General features: G+C 71.1%; 13 protein-coding genes and 1 pseudogene. 8 read left to right on the top strand and 6 right to left on the bottom strand.

What is annotated here, in order from left to right:
* Window positions 1-88: 88 nt before the first annotated feature.
* Window positions 89-868 (top strand): SDR family oxidoreductase, encoded by a 780-nt coding sequence (locus MHZ35_RS10955; RefSeq protein WP_239435625.1) that lies wholly within the window; start codon window positions 89-91, stop codon window positions 866-868.
* 318 nt (window positions 869-1,186) lie between these two features.
* Here MHZ35_RS10955 and MHZ35_RS10950 read toward each other — a convergent pair whose 3' ends face one another.
* The 5 genes and pseudogenes from MHZ35_RS10950 to MHZ35_RS10930 form a co-directional block, all read right to left on the bottom strand.
* Window positions 1,187-2,197 (bottom strand): SMP-30/gluconolactonase/LRE family protein, encoded by a 1,011-nt coding sequence (locus MHZ35_RS10950; RefSeq protein WP_239435624.1) that lies wholly within the window; start codon window positions 2,195-2,197, stop codon window positions 1,187-1,189.
* Between the two features lie 22 nt (window positions 2,198-2,219).
* Window positions 2,220-3,413 carry an acetyl-CoA C-acyltransferase gene (locus tag MHZ35_RS10945; RefSeq protein ID WP_239435623.1) on the bottom strand — a complete coding sequence of 398 codons (1,194 nt, stop codon included), beginning with the start codon at window positions 3,411-3,413 and terminating at the stop codon, window positions 2,220-2,222.
* Between the two features lie 70 nt (window positions 3,414-3,483).
* Window positions 3,484-4,519, bottom strand: a pseudogene (locus tag MHZ35_RS10940) (spinster family MFS transporter).
* 52 nt (window positions 4,520-4,571) lie between these two features.
* Entirely contained in the window at window positions 4,572-5,093 is a 522-nt protein-coding gene (locus MHZ35_RS10935; RefSeq protein WP_239435622.1) for a YceD family protein, read from the bottom strand.
* Window positions 5,090-5,599 (bottom strand): ubiquinol-cytochrome C chaperone family protein, encoded by a 510-nt coding sequence (locus MHZ35_RS10930; protein WP_125959083.1) that lies wholly within the window; start codon window positions 5,597-5,599, stop codon window positions 5,090-5,092. The genes MHZ35_RS10935 and MHZ35_RS10930 overlap by 4 nt, the downstream gene beginning before the upstream one ends.
* 113 nt (window positions 5,600-5,712) lie before the next feature.
* Here MHZ35_RS10930 and MHZ35_RS10925 point away from each other — a divergent pair, with 113 nt between their 5' ends.
* The 7 genes from MHZ35_RS10925 (at window position 5,713) to MHZ35_RS10895 (ending at window position 12,997) form a co-directional block, all read left to right on the top strand.
* On the top strand, window positions 5,713-6,204 hold the full coding sequence (locus tag MHZ35_RS10925; RefSeq protein WP_125959084.1) for an outer membrane protein assembly factor BamE: 492 nt from the start codon (window positions 5,713-5,715) through the stop codon (window positions 6,202-6,204).
* 125 nt (window positions 6,205-6,329) lie between these two features.
* On the top strand, window positions 6,330-6,818 hold the full coding sequence (locus tag MHZ35_RS10920; RefSeq protein WP_239435621.1) for an RcnB family protein: 489 nt from the start codon (window positions 6,330-6,332) through the stop codon (window positions 6,816-6,818).
* 334 nt (window positions 6,819-7,152) lie between these two features.
* Window positions 7,153-8,541 (top strand): glycosyl transferase family protein, encoded by a 1,389-nt coding sequence (locus MHZ35_RS10915; RefSeq protein ID WP_239435620.1) that lies wholly within the window; start codon window positions 7,153-7,155, stop codon window positions 8,539-8,541.
* A complete protein-coding gene (locus MHZ35_RS10910; RefSeq protein ID WP_239435619.1) occupies window positions 8,538-9,551 on the top strand; it encodes a hypothetical protein in 1,014 nt (337 codons plus the stop codon). Before MHZ35_RS10915 ends, MHZ35_RS10910 begins: the two co-directional genes overlap by 4 nt.
* Window positions 9,552-9,591: 40 nt before the next feature.
* Entirely contained in the window at window positions 9,592-10,506 is a 915-nt protein-coding gene (locus MHZ35_RS10905) for a sulfite exporter TauE/SafE family protein (protein ID WP_239435618.1), read from the top strand.
* Complete coding sequence (locus tag MHZ35_RS10900; protein ID WP_239435617.1) at window positions 10,503-11,267, top strand: TIGR02186 family protein; 765 nt, start codon at window positions 10,503-10,505, stop codon at window positions 11,265-11,267. The genes MHZ35_RS10905 and MHZ35_RS10900 overlap by 4 nt, the downstream gene beginning before the upstream one ends.
* Window positions 11,268-11,347: 80 nt before the next feature.
* Entirely contained in the window at window positions 11,348-12,997 is a 1,650-nt protein-coding gene (locus MHZ35_RS10895; RefSeq protein WP_446741044.1) for an ATP-binding protein, read from the top strand.
* Window positions 12,998-13,248: 251 nt separating this feature from the next.
* On the opposite strand, the gene MHZ35_RS10890 is transcribed toward MHZ35_RS10895, so the two are convergent.
* Window positions 13,249-14,730, bottom strand: coding sequence for a M23 family metallopeptidase (locus tag MHZ35_RS10890; protein WP_239435616.1), 1,482 nt, complete (start codon window positions 14,728-14,730; stop codon window positions 13,249-13,251).
* Between the last annotated feature and the right edge of the window lie 602 nt (window positions 14,731-15,332).

Here is a 15,332-nt window from a genome sequence, read left to right as displayed (position 1 = left end):
TCCGGGCCCCAAAATGGACCATGCGCGGTTTCAACGCAAATCCGCCGCCAACGGGAACGGACAGGCGCGCGGAAAAAGGAGCAAGACCATGGACCTGGGCATCGCCGGCCGCACCGCCATCCTTTGTGCCTCCAGCGCCGGGCTCGGCCGCGGCTGCGCGGAGGCGCTGGCCCAGGCGGGCGCGCGCATCATCCTCAACGGCCGCAACGCCGAAAAGCTCGAGGCGACGGCCGCGGTGATCCGGCAGTCGACGCGCGCGGAGGTGATCGCGGTGGCGGCCGACGTCGGCACCGAAGAAGGGCGCCAGGCGCTGCTCGCCGCCGCGCCGGATGCCGACATCCTGGTCAACAACAATGCCGGCCCGCCGCTCCGCCCGTTCGAGGACCTCGACGCCGACAAGATCCGCGCCGGGCTGGAAAGCAACCTCGTCACCCCGACGCTGCTGATCCACGCGCTCTTGCCCGGCATGGTCGAGCGGCGCTTCGGCCGGATCGTCAACATCACGTCGGGCTCGGTGAAGATGCCGCTCCCCGGCCTCGACCTGTCGAGCGGGGCGCGCGCCGGGCTCACCGGCCTGGTCGCCGGCGTCGCCCGCTCGGTCGCCCACGCTAATGTGACGATCAACAACCTGCTGCCGGGCTCCTTCGACACCGACCGTATCGCCAGCATCGTCGCGCAGGCCGCGGCCAAGTCCGGTGCGAGCGAGGCCGAGGAGCGCGCCAAGCGCGAAGCCTCGATCCCCGCCAGGCGGCTCGGCACCCCGGCCGAGTTCGGCGCCACCTGCGCCTTTCTCTGCTCCACCCACGCCGGCTACATCACCGGCCAGAGCCTGCTGATCGACGGCGGCACCTTCCCGGGCATCCTCTGACTCGCGCTCTGCCTCGCGGCGAGGGCCCGGTTACCCCTTCTCGCCTTTGGGCGGACGACGCGCCCCCACCGTATTCCCGCGAAGGCGGGGATCCAGGGCCAAGCAAACCACCGCCCGCGATCGACACCCTGGGCTCCCGCCTGCGCGGGAGCACGAAAAAGCGAAACGACGCCATCCCATCCCCCCTCCCCTCGTACCCCGGCGAAGGCCGGGGCCCAGGTGGGAAAGCGGCGAAGGGGAGCGGCCAACCTCAGAGGCCACGCTAACTGGGCCCCGGCCTCCGCCGGGGTACAAGTTGAGGTCACCCCCGTCCCCCACCTACCCCCGCGGCTTCAGCGAGACCCGCGCGATCGCATGGTTGGACGACATGTACAGCGCCGCCCCGCCCTCGCCGATCGTGCAGTTGGATATGACGTCGCCGCTCTGGATCAGCCCCAGCCGCTCGCCCTCCGGGCTCAGCACGTGCATGCCGCCGGGGCCGCTCGCGAACAGATGCCCCTCCGCCGCGACCTTCATGCCGTCCGGCAGCCCCGGCAGGCCGGCCGCCACATCGGCGGCGAAGTCGACCAGCACGCGCTTGGCGGTCGGCATGCCGCGCGCGTCGAGCGTGTAGGCGACCAGCACCGGCCCCTTCGGGTCCGACACCGCGACGTAGAGCGTGCCCTCGTCGGGCGAGAGCGCGATGCCGTTCGGCCGCGTGAGGCTGCGGTCCAGCACCTCCAGCCGCCCGTCCGGCGCCAGCCGATACACGCCGCAGAAGTCGAGCTCGCGCAATGGCGACTCGCCCTCGTCCGCCAGTCCATAGGGCGGATCGGTGAAATAGAGCGCGCCGTCGCTGGCGCAGATCACGTCGTTGGGGCTGTTGAAGCGCTTGCCCTCGAACCGGTCGACCACCGTCGTCTTGCGCTTGGTGGCGAAGTCGAGCCGCGCCACCAGGCGGCTGCCGCTGTCCGCGATCAGCAGCCGCCCGCGCCCGTCGAGCGCCAGCCCGTTCGATCCCGCCTCCCGGATCGACTTGGGGATCGGCCCCACCAGCCCCGACGGCTCCAGGAACAGGTCGAAGCCCTTGTCCCGCCGCCAGCGCCACATGCGATTGGCCGGAACGTCGGAGAACAGCAGCATGCCGCCGCCGCGCGGCACCCACACCGGCCCCTCCGACCATTGATAGCCACCGCCCAGTATCTCCACCGGCGCGTTGGCATCCAGGATCGCGTCGAGCTTGGGCGACAGCCGCCGGATGCCCCTGGGGAGCGCCGGTGCAGGCGCCGCAAGCGCGCTGGAAGCTAGCGGCAGGGCCATGCCGGCCCCCAACAGGTCGCGACGACGCATCGGCAGTTCCTCCCCCCAGCAATCATGAATCGATCCGCTCGACCGCCATCGCGGTCGCCTCGCCCCCACCGATGCACAGCGTGGCGACCCCGCGCCGGGCGCCGCGCGCTTCCATCGCCGACAACAGCGTCGCCAGCACCCGCGCGCCCGACGCGCCGATCGGGTGCCCCAGCGCGGTGGCGCCGCCGTGCACGTTCACCTGGTCATGCGCGATCCCCAAATCCTGCATCGCGATCATCGCCACGCACGCAAACGCCTCGTTGATCTCGAACAGGTCGACGTCGGCCACCGACCAGCCCGCCTTGTCGAGCACGCGCTGCACGGCCCCCACCGGCGCGGTGGTGAACTGCGCAGGCGCACGCGCATGCGCGGCATGCGCGACGATGCGCGCGATCGGCTTCAACCCACGCGCCTCCGCCACCGACTGGCGCGCCAGCACCAGCGCCGCCGCCCCGTCGGAGATTGACGACGCATTGGCCGCGGTGATCGTGCCTTCCTTCGCAAAGGCGGCCTTCAACGTGGGGATGCGCGCCACGTCGCCCTTCGCCGGCTGCTCGTCGGCGGTCACGGTGACGCTGCCCTTGCGGCCGACCACCTCGACCGGAACGATCTCCCGGTCGAACGCGCCCGACGTCTGCGCCGCCTGCGCGCGCGTGAGCGATTCGATCGCGAACGCGTCCTGCGCTTCCCGCGTGAACTGGTATTCGCGGGCACTGTCCTCGGCAAAGGTGCCCATCGCGCGGCCGGGCTCATAGGCGTCCTCCAGCCCGTCGAGCATCATATGGTCGTAGATCGTGTCATGGCCGATGCGCGCGCCGGCGCGATGCTTGGTCATCAGGTACGGCGCGTTGGACATGCTCTCCATGCCGCCCGCCACGATCAGGTCGCACGACCCGGCCGCCAGCGCGTCGGCGGCCATCATCGCCGCCTTCATGCCCGATCCGCACATCTTGTTGACCGTGGTCGCCTCGACCGACTGCGGCAGCCCGGCATGGAGCGCCGCCTGCCGCGCCGGCGCCTGGCCCAGCCCTGCCGACAGCACGCAGCCCATATAGGCGCGCTCGATGTCTTCCGGGGCGACGCCGGCGCGCTCCACGGCCGCGCGGATCGCGGTAGCGCCCAATCGGGTGGCGGGAACGGCCGCGAGCGCCCCCTGGAACCCGCCCATCGGCGTGCGGGCATAGGACAGGATCACGGTCGGGTCGGCGGCGGTCATACATCTCTCCTGCGTGCACGGCGTCGTTGCGCCGGCCCGGCCGATATAGGGCGCCGCGCCCCCGCTGTCGCTACTCGTCGACCCAGTCGCCCGGCAGCACCCGCGCCGCCGCCGCCATCAACGCGCCCGCGATCAGGTAGCAGCCGAGCGCCGCCAGCATCGCATAGCGCAGCGCCTCGTCGCCCAGCTGCGGCGTCAGCGCCTTCGACAGCGCGCCCACCAGCCACGATCCCAGCCCCAGCCCGATCAGGTTGTTGATGAGCAGGAAGCACGCGCTGGCGGTGCTGCGCATCGCGGCGGGCACCAGCTGCTGCACCGCCGTCAGCAGCGGCCCGGGCCAGGCATAGACCAGCGCCTGCGGCAGGAGGAACAGCGCGAAGGCCGCGACCCACGAACCGCCCCGTCTCCGCCAGGTCGAGCCCGAAGCTGCGCATCATCAGGCTCGGCATCCAGAAGGCGATGCCATAGCCCGCAACCGATCCTGCCGCCCCGCCCAGCGAGAGCAGCCAGAAGCTCGGCTTGCGCGCCAGCATCCCGAACACCGGCAGCAGCGGCGCCTGTCCGGTACGCGTGCGCGGCGGATCGCGCACCAGCAACCGGAACACCGGCGCGGTGAGCAGCCCCGCCACCCCCATCACTACGAACGCCGTGCGCCATTCGACCGCCGCCGCGATCGCGCCGCCCAGCAGCACGCCGACGGCCGATCCGATCGGGATGCCCAGCCCATAGATCGCCAGCGCCCGCGCGCGCCTGCCGGGGGGAAAGGTGTCGGCGATCAGCGCGTAGGAGGGCGCCACGCCCCCCGCCTCGCCCACGCCCACGCCGACCCGGAACAGGAACATCTGCGCAAAGCCCTGCGCCGTCCCGCACAGCGCCGTGAACCCGCTCCACACCGCGAGACTCACGGTGATCACCCAGCTGCGGCTCGTCCGGTCGGCCAGCATCGCCAGCGGAATCGCGAGCGTGCAGTAGAGCGTCGCAAACGCCAGCCCGCCCAGCATCCCTAGCTGCGAGTCGGAGAGCTTCAGGTCCGCCTTCACCGGCATCGCCAGGATGCTCAGGATCTGCCGGTCGAGGAAGTTGAAGCTGTAGACGAGCAGCAGCATCGCCAGCACCACGCCCGGGCGGCGGGGCGACGAACCGGCGGTCCCGGGCACCCTATTTCAGCTTGTCCTTGAGCACCGAAAAGGCCGTGAACGGCTGCACCTCGTCCTCGCCCACCACGCCCGCCTCGCGCAGGATCGCATCGGCGTTGGGCGCGCGCGGGAACGGATCGAGCGCCAGCGCCAGCGTCTCCGCCGCCGCCTCGCCCAGGTCGATCGCGCCGCCCTCGAAGAACATGGTGTCGCATTCCTCGGACGACAGCTCGATCTCGTCGCCCTCGGGCGTGCCTTCGGGCAGGAAGCGCAGCGCGAAGCTCTCGTCGATCGTCGCCGGCACCGGCTCGGCGGTCGCGACGCAGCTCTGCACCACCGCGCCCTTGAGCGTGCCGCGCGCCACCACGCCCGCCGCATCCCGGCGCAGCGTGAAGTCCGCCGCCAGCACGTCGATCGACACGAGGCGGAAGCGCTTGGCGAGCGCCGCCCGCTCCTCCGGGCTCGCCTCGACCCGCACGTCGCTGTCGCCCGTGCCGATGCGGTCGAGCCGGTGCGGCCGGCTGAATTCAGGGGTCGGGGTCATTCGGGAAGCCTTCCAGCAAGCAATGTGTCGATCGCGGTCTCTCCGAGCGCGCGGTGCAGCGCCTCCAGCCCGCCCGCCACATGCGCGAGCGGGGCAGCACCCGGGTCCTCGCCGCGATAGAGGTTGCGCAGCACTGCCGGCGCGAGCGCGCCCGTCGCCAGCCCTTCGCGATAGGCGCCCAGCCTTCCGCCCAGCATCGCCATCATCTTCCCGATGTGCTTGCCGACCACGATGTCGCCGATGCCGGACTGGCGCAGCTGCCCGTCCATGTCGTCGACGAACCGCTCGGCCAGCCGCACCGCCGGCATCGCCCCCTCGGGCGTGTCCTCCAGGCGCAGCAGCACCATCGACAGCACCGCCGCCAGCATGTCGAACCGGCCGTCGGTGGTGTCGGGCACCGCGCCCTCGACATACCAGTGCGGCTGGCGCGCCCGCGCGATCACGGCGTCGTACAGGGGGGCGAGCGGATCGGGCGGCGGGGAACGGAACAGGTCGAGCAGGCGCATGACGGCTTTCGAAAGACGGAAACGGAGGGCGGCCTTGTCGCGCACCGCCGGCCCGCATATTGAGGCGATCGGCGCGTGATGCAATCGCCCGCCGGGTTTGCTGGAGGAAGTCGATGAAGCTGTTTGCGCACCACGGCATTGCCGTTGCCGCCGTGGCGCTGGCCGCGCTGGGCCTGGGGGGCTGCACGCGCGTGCGCACGCACCAGGGCTATGTGATCGACGCCGATCTCGTGAACGCCGTCCAGCCGGGCGTCGACAATCGCGAGTCGGTGACCAGCACACTCGGCCACCCGACCTTCACCGGCCAGTTCGGCAGCGGCAACACCGAATGGTATTATCTGTCGCGCGACAGCCGCAACCTGGCCTTCAATCGCCCGAACCCAAAGGAGCAGACCACGATCCGCGTCCGCTTCGACCAGAACGGCACCGTCCAGTCGATCGATCGCACCGGCATCGAACAGGTCGCCTCGATCAGCCCGTCGGGCAAGAAGACGCCGACGCTTGGTCGCCATCAGAGCTTCTTCCAGGATCTGTTCGGCAACATCGGCAGCGTGGGCGCGGCCGGCATGGGCGGCGGCCCGGGCGGCGGCAACCCGAACCAGTAAGCTTTCGGGGGCTGCGCGGCGGACGCGCAGCTTTCGTTTCCCTGACGAACCGGTTTGCGGGCCGTTCAGCGACGGGGCGCTATCCCCTCCACATCGGGCAATGCCCGCAGTGTAGAGGAGCCCCCATGCGTAGCCTTATCCTTGCAGCCCTTGCCGCCACGACCGTCCTGTCCGGCGTGGTCGCCCCGGTTGCCGCCAGCGCCCAGCCCCGCAGCGAGCACTGGGATCGCCGGGATCATCGCGACGACCGCCGCCACGAGACCCGCGGCCGCTACGACCGCCACGACGTCCGTCCGGGCGTGCGGCCGGCGCCGCCCCGCTATGCCCGCGATCATCGCTGGGGCCGCGACGACTGGCGCGCGTACCGCAACGGCAACCGGCGGCTCTACGCCCGCGGCCCCTGGCAGGCGCCGTTCCGCTATTCCAGCTTCCGCGTCGGCGGCCGCATCGCCCCGCCCTATTACGGCGGCCGCTATGTGATCGCCGATCCGTGGCGCTACCGCCTGCCGCCGGCCCGCCCGGGCCTGCGCTGGGTGCGCCACTATGACGACGTGCTGCTGGTCGATTATCGCCGCGGCCGCGTGGTGGACGTGATCCGCAACTTCTACTGGTAACGCGCACCGCCCGGGGCAGGCTGCGATGCCTGCCCCGCCTCGCCGCCGGCGCCTTCGCGGGCGCACAGGCGCAGCCTGGACGAACTATTCCGCCCTGCGGAACACTGCCCCCAACAGCCTCCGCGCTCGCCGTAGTCCGGCGGAGGCCATAGTTCAGGTGCGGGCAACTCCAAAGATGCGGCACCTATTTTTACCAGGACTTCTCAAGTCGCACCTGAAGGAAAGCACGTACTTCCCCGAAGCGCGAAGTACGTAAACACCTACTACTACGTACCAACTTGCCTAACCTCGCGTTTACTACATAGTCACCGCATCCGAATCGGGGGAGTTCGCTGTGGGGGGCCTGGCGACGGCAATCGGAGTGCTCGATGGCGTGCTGCACGAAGTCGTGCTGTTCGCAGCGTTCAGCTTTCTCATCGGCGGTGCCGACGATCTGGCGACCGATTTGGTCCATTTCGGGCGTCGCCTGCGCCCCAGGCGCAAGGCCGCCGAGCCCACGCCTCCAGGTGCCTACACCCCGGGACGGCTGGCGGTGTTCGTCCCCGCCTGGGACGAGGCGGCCGTCATCGGGCTGATGCTGCGCAGCGCGCTCGCCCGCTTCGACCATCCCGACTACCGCATCTATGCCGGCACCTATCCCAACGACCCGGCGACTGTCGCCGCCGTGCAGGCCGTCGCGCAGGAGGACCCGCGCGTCCGCCTGGTGGTCTGCCCGCGCGCCGGCCCGACCACCAAGGCCGACTGCCTGAACGCGCTGTGGCATGCGCTGCTGGCGGACCAGCGCGCGGAAGGGCATCCGTTCAAGGGCGTGGTGCTCCACGATGCCGAGGACCTCGTCCACCCCGAGGAGCTCCGGCTGCTCGACCAGGGATTAGACCATGCCACCACCGTGCAGCTGCCGGTGCTGCCGCTCGCCGACCCCCGCTCGCGCTGGATTTCCGGCCACTACATCGACGAATTTGCGGAGGCGCATGGCAAGCTGATGCCGGTGCGCCAGGCACTCGGCGCCGGGCTGCCGCTTGCCGGCACCGGCTGTGCGATCGCCGTGCCGATGCTCGCGCGCATCGCCATCGCCCGTGGCGGCGTGCCGTTCGACGAGGCGAGCCTCACCGAGGATTATGAGCTCGGCCTCACCATCGCGATGCTCGGCGGGCGCGGGCTGTTCCTGAACGTGCGGGAGACCGGCGGCGACCAGCCGGTGGGGGTGCGCGCCTATTTCCCCGCCACGCTCGACGCCGCCGTGCGGCAAAAGGCGCGCTGGATGATCGGCATCGCGCTCGCCGGCTGGGACCGGATCGGCTGGGCGGCGCGCGGCCGCGCGACCGATCACTGGATGCGGATGCGCGACCGGCGCACGATCCTGGCCGTGCCGGTGCTCGCCGCCGCCTATGTGGCGCTGGTCTGCTGGGGCATTTCGGAGAGCATCCACTGGCTGATCGGCACCAGCCGCGCCGACGCCACGCCCGCGATGCGGCTGCTGCTGATGCTCAACAGCGCGCTGCTGCTCTGGCGGATCGCGATGCGCGCCCATTTCGTCGGCAGGCGCTGCGGCTGGAAGGAGGGGGCCCGCTCGGTCCCGCGCGCCATCATCGCCAATCTGGTGGCGCTGCTCGCCGCCCGCCGCGCGATCTTTCGCTATCTCGCCATGCTGCGCGGCGCCGAGCTGCGCTGGGACAAGACCGCGCACCATTTCCCCAGCCTTGCCGGCGAAGCCGCCGCATGACGGGCGCGGGAAGGCCGATCAAGTTCCTGCTGCTCGTGCTGGTCGGCTGGACCGGCGCGCGCGCGACGCTGCTGTGGCCGGGCGCCGAACTCGCCGCCGTCGCGGAAGCCTCGGAGACGCCCGCCGGGCTCAGCCCCATGCCCGCAGCGCCGCTGTTTGCCTTTCCCCAGCCGTCCGCGCACCCGCGCTTCGTCGACGCGATGTCGCCGGAACGCGTGCTGCCCAGTCTGCGCGACCCCGGCGTCTCGCTTGTCTTCCACTCGGCTGCGGCCACGATCTCGTCCATCCCCGAGTCGGCTCCGGGCGCGACGCGCACGCCGCAGGTCGCCACCTCACCCGAACCTGCTCTGGCGCTGGTTACCCAGCCCCAGGCGCCGCGCCGCTGGTCGGCGAGCGCCTGGCTGGTCGCGCGCGGCGGCAGCATGGCGGGCGACGGTGCGTTCGGCCCGGCCCAGCTCGGCGGCAGCCAGGCCGGCGCCCGCATCCGCTATGCGCTCACCCGCACGCTCGCGCTTTCCGGCCGCCTCTCCAGCCCATTGCGCGGCGTCGGCAAGGAGGCCGGACTCGGCGTCGAATGGCAGCCGCTCAAGCTTCCGCTCCCGGTCTCGATCCTGCTCGAACGGCGGATCGCGCTCGACTCCGGCCCGGACGGGACCGGCCTCGGCGCGATCGCGGGCATCAACCCCACCCCGGTCTTCGGCAGGTTGCAGGTGGAGGGCTATGGCCAAGCCGGCGTCGTTCTGCGCGCGCGGCGGGAGCCCTATGCCGACGGTGCCGTCCGGCTGCTCCACCCGGTTTCTAGCGGCAAGCGCCTCCAGCTGGCGCTCGGCGCCGGCGCCTGGGGCGGCGCCCAGCGCGGCGCCAACCGGCTCGACATCGGCCCCTCGCTCGTCGCCACCGTGCCCACCGGCGGGCCGAAGCTGCGGCTCGCCGCCGAATGGCGCCAGCGCGTTGCCGGCAACGCGGCCCCGGGCTCCGGCCCGGCGCTGACCCTCGGCACGGATTTCTGAAGGCTTTGTCCCGCCCGGCCAAACGGCTATCGACAGGACAATGGACCTCTACCTCCCCGTCGCGAACCTGTCGGTCAACGCGCTCGTGATCGTGCTGCTCGGCGGCGGCGTGGGGTTCCTGTCGGGCATGTTCGGGGTCGGCGGCGGGTTTCTCACCACCCCGCTGCTGATCTTCTACGGCATCCCGCCCACGGTCGCCGCTGCCTCGGCCGCCAGCCAGGTGACCGGCGCCAGTGTGTCGGGCGTCTTCGCGCACTTCCGCCGCGGCGGCGTCGACGTGCGCATGGGCGCGGTGCTGACGGTCGGCGGCGTCATGGGCTCGATCGCGGGCGCCGGCATCTTCCGGCTGCTCCAGGCGAGCGGCCAGATCGATACGGTGATCGCGCTCATCTATGTGCTGCTCTTGGGCTCGATCGGCGGGCTGATGCTGAAGGAGGCGGTCGGCAGCATCCGCGTGCTGCGCGGTGCAAAGGCTCCGCCCGCCGCCCGTCGCCGCCACCACCCGTTCGTGGCCGCGCTCCCCTTGCGCTGGCGCTTCTATGCCTCGGGCCTCTACATCTCGCCGCTCGCGCCGCTGCTGCTGGGCTTCGGCGTCGGCATTCTGACGGTGCTGCTGGGCGTCGGCGGCGGCTTCGTCCTGGTGCCCGCCATGCTCTACCTGCTCGGCATGGGCACGCGCGTGGTGGTCGGCACCTCGCTGTTCCAGATCCTGTTCGTGACCGCCGCGGCGACCCTGGTGCATGCGATGACCACCAAGGCGGTCGACATCGTGCTCGCCGTGCTGCTGCTGATCGGCTCCGTCACCGGCGCCCAGATCGGCGCCCGGTTCGCCCAGGTGATGAAGCCCGAATATCTGCGCCTGATCCTGGCGCTGATGGTGCTGGCGGTCGCCTTCCGCATGGCGCTCGGGCTCGGTTGGCGGCCCGACGAGATCTACACGATCGAGCTGTCGTGAGGCGCGCGCTCGCCCTGCTGCTGGCGCCGCTGCTGCTGGGCGCCACCGCGGCGAAGCCCGTGCTCGTCCCGGACGTGTCGCGCCGCGACATCCAGATCGCCTACAGCTTCACCGGCGCCGAGCTGCTGCTGTTCGGCGCGATCCTCTATCCCGGCGGCCGCGAGCCCGATGCCGATCACCCCGCCGACGTGGTGGTGGTGGTGAAGGGCCCCGCCCAGTCGATCGTCATGCGGGAAAAGGAAAAGGTCGCCGGCATCTGGGTGAACGCCGCGCGCACCCGCTTCCGCTCGGCTCCGTCCTTCTACGCCATCGCCTCCTCGAAGCCGATTGGGCAGCTGGTCGACGACCGCACCCGCGCCATCTACGAACTCGGGCTCGACAGCCTCCAGCTTTCCCCCGCCTCGGGCGCCACGGCGGAGGAACAGGCGCGCTTCGCCGCCGGCCTGGTCGACCTCCAGCGCCGCCAGGGCCTCTATTACGAGGCGCCGGGCGCGGTGGAGATCACCGACGGCGTCCTCTACCGCGCGGCCGTCGACATCCCCGCGCGCGTGCCGGTCGGCCGCTTCACCGCCGAGACCTTCCTGATCCGCGACGGCCGCGTGCTGGCCGCCGCGGTGCGCGAGATCGACATCCGCAAGTCGGGCTTCGAACGCTTCGTCGAGCAGGCCGCCGAGCACGACTCGCTCGCCTACGGCCTGGTCGCGGTCGCGCTGTCGGTGTTGTTCGGCTGGGCCGCCGGCTCCTTGTGGCGGCGCTTCTGACGGCGCACTGCGCGCCTCAAGGGAACGCATTCTTTACCATCGCCCGCGCATCGCTCGACCCAAAGACCGAGGAGTTGCAGGTGACAGAAGCCACGGGTGCGCGATCCTTCCATGATGCCGCCGCACGGGCAGCGCCGCTGCGCGCGATCGGCGCGGTGACGGAGATCGCCGGATCGGCCAGCCAGATCCTGCTCAACCTGGAAACGGTGAACACCCTCACCAACGATCCCGATCCGGCCATCGCCGCCGCCGGCCAGATCGGCAGCCAGGTGAAGATCCGCGCCGGCGGCAACTGGCTGATCGCCAACGTCCGCGCGATCCGCGCCGCGCCCGAAGAGGAGCGCCAGGCGCTCGCCACCATCGACTTCCTGGGCGAGGCGGACGAGGACCGCACCACCGGCGGCCTCCACGGCTTTCGCCGCGGCGTCACCCGCTATCCGATGCCGGGCACGCCCGTCTATCCGCTCGCCACCGCCGACCTCCACCAGATGTACGCCGCCGACGAGCGCGCGCACATCGAGATCGGCACCGTCTACCCCACCGACAACATCCGCGCCGCGCTCCAGGTTGACGCCATGCTCGGCAAGCATTTCGCGCTGCTGGGCTCCACCGGCACCGGCAAGTCGACCGCCGCCGCGCTGATCCTCCACCGCATCTGCGATCTCAGCCCGGAAGGGCACATCGTGATGATCGACCCCCACGGCGAATATTCCGCCGCGTTTGAGGGGATCGGTGCCCTCTACGACGTGTCCAACCTGCAGATGCCCTATTGGCTGATGAACTTCGAGGAGCACTGCGAGGTGCTGCTCACCACCTCCGGCTCCGAGCGGCAGGTGGATGCCGACATCCTCGCCAAATGCCTGCTCGCCGCCCGTTCCAAGAACCGGCTGGCGCAGGAGATCGGCAAGCTCACCGTCGACGCGCCGATCCCGTACCTGCTGTCGGACCTCACCAACATCCTCGCCCAGGAAATGGGCAAGATGGACCGCGCAGGCGACACCGCGCCGTACCTTCGGCTCAAGGGCAAGATCGACGAGATCAAGGCCGATCCCCGCTACGCCTTCATGTTCTCCGGCATGCTGGTCGCGGACACGATGGCCTCGTTCCTGTCGCGCGTCTTCCGCCTGCCCTCCGACGGCAAGCCGATCTCGATCATCGACGTCTCGGGCGTGCCGAGCGAGATCACCTCGGTGGTGGTCGCGGTGCTGAGCCGCATGGTGTTCGACTTCGCCATCTGGTCGCGCAACGAGCCGCAGCGCCCGATCCTGCTCGTGTGCGAGGAAGCGCATCGCTACGTCCCCAACGAGCGCAACGCCGACGCCTCCTCGGTCGGCCGCATCCTCAGCCGCATCGCCAAGGAAGGCCGCAAGTACGGCGTGTCGCTCGGCCTCATCACCCAGCGGCCATCGGACTTGGCCGAAGGCGTGCTGTCGCAATGCGGCACCATCCTCTCGATGCGCCTCAACAACGATCGCGACCAGGCGTTCGTGCGGGCGGCGATGCCGGAGGGCGCGCGCGGCTTCCTCGATACCATCCCGGCGCTGCGCAACCGCGAGTGCATCATCTCGGGCGAAGGCGTCACCACCCCCGTGCGCGTCCGCTTCGACTCGCTCGACGAGGCCCAGCGCCCCGCCTCGGGCGACCCGCTCTTCTCCCAGCTCTGGCGGGAGACGGGCGGCGAGGAAGCCATCCTCGAACGCACCATCCGCCGCTGGCGCGCAGGGCGGTAGCGGAAGCTACCCGCAGCGTACCCCGGCGAAGGCCGGGGCCCAGTTGGGATGGCCGCAGTTGGTGTTCACGACCTTAGGGACCACCGCACCTGGGCCCCGGCCTCCGCCGGGGTACGAAAAGGAGATCCCCGCAGCGCGCCCAAAACACTGCCGTGCTCCTGCGAAGGCAGGAGCCGAGGGTACCAAGCGACACCGTTCCTGGCTCTGGGCTCCTGCCTGCGCAGGAGCACGGCGTCACGCCGGTACGGCCCTCAGTCCTTCGCAGCCCCCGTCGGCACCGCCATCAGCCGCGCATAGGTCGCCTTGAACCGGCGCAGGTCCTCGCCGCTCAGCTGCTGCACGCTCGCCAGCGACACGGAGCGCGGATTCACCGCCGCGCCGTTCTTCCACAGCTCGTAATGGAGGTGCGGCCCCGTCGAGATGCCGGTCGACCCGACATAGCCGATCACCGAGCCCTGCCGCACGCGCTGGCCCGCACGCACCGCGATCCGGCTCATGTGGCCATAGCCGGTGGCGAGCCCGCCGCTGTGGTTGAGCTTCACGAAATTGCCGTAGCCGCCGGCCCGCCCCGCGCGCGCCACCACGCCGTCCGCCGCCGCCCGGATCGGGGTGCCGGTCGGTGCGGCGATGTCGAGCCCCTTGTGCAGCCGGCGGAAGCGCAGCAGCGGGTGCACGCGCCAGCCGAAGTTGGAGGTCAGCCGCCCGTTGATCGGCATGGTCATGCCGCCGCGGCGCTGGCCGATCCCCTTGGGGTCGTACCACTGGACCTTGCTGCCCTCTTCCCAGCGCAGCAGCCGCACCGATCGCTTGCCCTGGTCCAGCCCGGCGTAGAGCAGCTTGCCGAGCTGGACCTCGCCCGTCTCCGCGCGCTGGCGCTCGATGATGATGTCGAACCGGTCGTTGCCCCCTACCCGGCCCATCGGCACGCGGGTGGAAAGCGACTTGATATAGGCCTCGACCGCCTTGGCCGGCGCGCCGGCAGCACGGGCAGCGTGGTAGAGGCTGCTCCCCACCCGGCCCTGGACGCGCAGCGGCGTGTGGTCGATCGCGATCGGAATGGGCTTGAGCGCAAGCCCGCCCTCGGCCCGCGCCAGCTCCAGCGCCAGGTCGAAGCGCGCCCGGAACGCCAACTTCTCCAGCGGCCGCGGCTGCGCCTTGCTCTCGCGCCGCCCCAGCGTGATGTCCAGGCGCGTGCCCGGGTTGAGCTCGCCCGGGCTCACCCGGCTGCCGATCAGCGCCACCGCGCGCACCGCATCCTCGGCCCCGACGCCCGATCGCTTGAGCACGCCCGCCAGCCCGCCGCCGTTCCCCAGCGTCGCGGTCAGCTCCAGGATCGGCCGCTCCGGCGTATCGGCGAGCGGCCGCACGCCTGTGGTCGCCGCCATCCGCATGCCGCTGGTGGCGCCCAGCGCCCGCGCACCGAACGCCTGCGCCCGCGCCTCTTCCCAGTCGCGGCCGTCGAGGGCGGCAGGAACCGCCGCCCGGATCGGCCGCCCGATCCCCGGCGACAGCATCCAGCCGACCGCCAGCAGCGCGGCACAGGTGGCGGCGCCCCGCCACCATTCGCGCGAGCCGATCTGCGACCCCAGGTCCGGCGCCAGTTCGAAATGGGGGAAGCGCAGCTGCAGCCGATCGCCCAGCGTCGCGGCGCGCGCCGGCGCCTCCATGCGTCCGAACGAGCGCGCGCTGGCGCCGCCGGCGAATTGCAGTTCGTGATCGCTGCGCAAGAACAAGAAAGGCGCGCCCCTTGTGTCGACCGCCCGACCCGGTCGAGCCATTCCCCTGTGCAACCAGACCCTTAAAGTCAAACTAACGGCCGTCCGGCGCGCCCCGCTCCGCGGCCAGCCGTGGCGCGCAAACGGCCAGCAGCAGAAAAACCCGCGATCCGGAAGGAACCACTCGCTCACCTCGGTACCCCGGCGAAGGCCGGGGCCCAGTTGGGAAGGCGGTGGTGAGACGCGCGCCCCTCATCGGCTGACCTCAGGAAAGCCGGGGATGCCCGCGCCACCCTTGGCGAACTCTCGCGCAGGCAAGCCCCCTTGCCAAATCCCCGACCGTGCTCCTGCGAAGGCAGGAGCCCAGGGCCCCAAGCACCACAAGGCGTTGGTCTGCCTGGCCCTGGATTCCTGCCTGCGCAGGAATACGAGTGTGGCCAATGGACGGTGGCTCCTCTTTCGCGGAGTCACGCGAAGGCAAAAGCGCAGGTCAGGAGCCGACCTCCCCATGCCCCAAGACACCTCGCCCCCACCGCGAACCAAGCAGGCTGTCCTACCGCCCGCCCACCTGCCACAACCCGCGCCCGGCGCACGCGAAAGGACGGAACGATGGTCACCCC

The organism is Sphingomonas sp. ACRSK (genome assembly GCF_022346685.1).
GTDB lineage: Bacteria > Pseudomonadota > Alphaproteobacteria > Sphingomonadales > Sphingomonadaceae > Sphingomonas > Sphingomonas molluscorum.
The sequence above is the reverse complement of the archived record's forward strand: the minus strand, read 5'-3'. Positions and strand labels throughout refer to the sequence as shown.

Bases quoted from the DNA above. Each gene is read 5' to 3' on its own strand.
- MHZ35_RS10955 (WP_239435625.1), top strand. From the start codon at position 89: ATGGACCTGGGCATCGCCGGCCGCACCGCCATCCTTTGTGCCTCCAGC.
- MHZ35_RS10950 (WP_239435624.1), bottom strand. From the start codon at position 2,197: ATGCGTCGTCGCGACCTGTTGGGGGCCGGCATGGCCCTGCCGCTAGCT.
- MHZ35_RS10945 (WP_239435623.1), bottom strand. From the start codon at position 3,413: ATGACCGCCGCCGACCCGACCGTGATCCTGTCCTATGCCCGCACGCCG.
- MHZ35_RS10935 (WP_239435622.1), bottom strand. From the start codon at position 5,093: ATGACCCCGACCCCTGAATTCAGCCGGCCGCACCGGCTCGACCGCATC.
- MHZ35_RS10930 (WP_125959083.1), bottom strand. From the start codon at position 5,599: ATGCGCCTGCTCGACCTGTTCCGTTCCCCGCCGCCCGATCCGCTCGCC.
- MHZ35_RS10925 (WP_125959084.1), top strand. From the start codon at position 5,713: ATGAAGCTGTTTGCGCACCACGGCATTGCCGTTGCCGCCGTGGCGCTG.
- MHZ35_RS10920 (WP_239435621.1), top strand. From the start codon at position 6,330: ATGCGTAGCCTTATCCTTGCAGCCCTTGCCGCCACGACCGTCCTGTCC.
- MHZ35_RS10910 (WP_239435619.1), top strand. From the start codon at position 8,538: ATGACGGGCGCGGGAAGGCCGATCAAGTTCCTGCTGCTCGTGCTGGTC.
- MHZ35_RS10905 (WP_239435618.1), top strand. From the start codon at position 9,592: ATGGACCTCTACCTCCCCGTCGCGAACCTGTCGGTCAACGCGCTCGTG.